The sequence below is a fragment of the Sanguibacteroides sp. AM78-02pH3A genome (assembly GCF_027666085.1).
GTDB classification, from domain to species: domain Bacteria; phylum Bacteroidota; class Bacteroidia; order Bacteroidales; family Marinifilaceae; genus Gabonibacter; species Gabonibacter massiliensis.
In genome coordinates this window covers 1-393 of sequence record NZ_JAQEHX010000001.1, presented here as the reverse complement: position 1 = coordinate 393, position 393 = coordinate 1, and the positions used below count along the sequence as shown (strand labels likewise).

The window sequence follows — 393 nt, the reverse complement described above, 5'->3', positions numbered from 1 at the left end:
AACGAGAGCGTAAACCATCATCGAGGCGTATTTACCGAGAATGATCTGCCAGTTCGTCACCGGCGACGAGTATAGTAATTTAATGGAACCGCTACCGAACTCCCGGCTCATCAAGCTCATCGTCAACAAAGGGATGTAAAGGTAAAGGTAAGATTGAACGGTTACAAACAAACCTCTCCAACCGTCAAAAAGCCCCCCGGTAACATTGTAGTTTCCGTAGCCTAAAGAATTGGAGCGTACCATCCCTCCCATTAAATCGGAGAAGGCCATGCTGCATTGAAAGGTAAAAATGATCAGGATCAACCACGCGATCGGGGAATAGAACAGAGTTTGCAACTCCGTTTTCGCTATCTTGAATATTGTCTTCATTGTAAACGTGTTTTAAAATTATTT

1 protein-coding gene is annotated in these 393 nt (G+C 43.8%); it reads right to left on the bottom strand.

Features of this window, described 5'->3' with window-relative positions:
- On the bottom strand, positions 1–369 hold a 369-nt coding region (locus PGR74_RS00005), incomplete at its 3' end, for an ABC transporter permease (protein WP_333492307.1).
- Positions 370–393 lie beyond the last annotated feature (24 nt).